This is a genomic window from Vibrio sp. Vb1554, from assembly GCF_033344235.1.
In genome coordinates this window covers 1-1,203 of the sequence record NZ_JAWPOJ010000298.1, presented here as the reverse complement: position 1 = coordinate 1,203, position 1,203 = coordinate 1, and the positions used below count along the sequence as shown (strand labels likewise).

Here is a 1,203-nt window from a genome sequence, read left to right as displayed (position 1 = left end):
TTTAAGAACGAAGCGCGTCGTCGTCAGCTACAACGTATCGGTAAATTGATGCGTTATGAAGACCCAGAACCAATCCAAGCGGCATTGGACAAAGTACGCAACAAACACTCACAAGCAACAGCAGCGCTGCATAAACTTGAAATGCTGCGTGATCGCGTTGTAGAAGAAGGCGACAAAGCCATTGATGACGTAATGGAACTGTACCCAGAAGCGGATCGTCAGCGTCTACGCCAACTTGCACGCCAAGCAGCGAAAGAAAAGAAAGCCGGTAAACCAGCAAAATCTTACCGTGAAATTTTCCAAATCCTGAAAGCGTTAAACGAAGAAGAAATCTAATCTTCCTTCGTAAACCATAAAGACAAAGCAGACCACTAGGTCTGCTTTTTTAATGCGGATAATCAATGCCCATTAAGCGAGGCGATTGAGGAGGTCTCCGCGCTGAAACGCGTTAATGTTCTCAATCAGGATGTCGGCCAAGCGTTGAATCGACGAATCACTTCCCCACGCAACATGAGGCGTTAACAGCAAATTCGGTAAGTGAATATTAGCGATCAGAGGGTTGCTCTCATCGGCAGGCTCCTGAGTAAATACATCAAAACCTGCTGCTGCGATCTCACCCTGTTTTAGCGCATCCACCAACGCTTGCTCATCAACCAAACCGCCACGACCGGTGTTGATTAGAATCGCGTTTGGTTTCATTTGCTGTAACTCGGCTTTGCCAATCAAATTCTGCGTATGCTCGTTAAGCGGACAGTGCAAAGTCAACGCGTCAGAGTGTTTCAACACTTCCTCAAATGGCACATAACCTGGTCGACATTCTGCTGCTCCTTTACGCTCCGCAAATAAAACGGTCATTCCTAGCGCTTGAGCCAGATTCGCCGTGGCTTGTCCCAATGCACCACCACCGACGACACCTAGTGTACTGCCGCCAACATCCCCGCTGGAATGAGTAAAAAAGCAGAACTGCTTATTACGCTGCCATTCACCAGCCGCAATGTCTTGATGGTACCCAAACAGGTTGCGACGCAAAGCAAACAACATCGCGATCACATGCTCAGGCACAGATCGAGTGGCATAACCACGTACGTTCGCGACTGCAATGCCATGTTCAGCACAATAGTTCACGTCGACATTGTTAAACCCTGTCGCCGCAACGGCAATCATCTTGAGCTGAGGCAGCTGCGAAAGTACCGATTGATCCAG

At 48.5% G+C, this 1,203-nt stretch carries 2 protein-coding genes; one reads left to right on the top strand and one right to left on the bottom strand.

Annotation, left to right across the window (positions count from 1 at the left end; genetic code table 11):
* Nucleotides 1-336 (top strand): ribosome biogenesis factor YjgA (yjgA, locus tag R8N28_RS25785; RefSeq protein WP_318183730.1); only part of this gene is annotated, 336 nt, incomplete at its 5' end.
* Between the two features lie 72 nt (nt 337-408).
* On the opposite strand, the gene R8N28_RS25780 is transcribed toward yjgA, so the two are convergent.
* Nucleotides 409-1,203 (bottom strand): NAD(P)-dependent oxidoreductase (locus R8N28_RS25780; protein ID WP_318183729.1); only part of this gene is annotated, 795 nt, incomplete at its 5' end.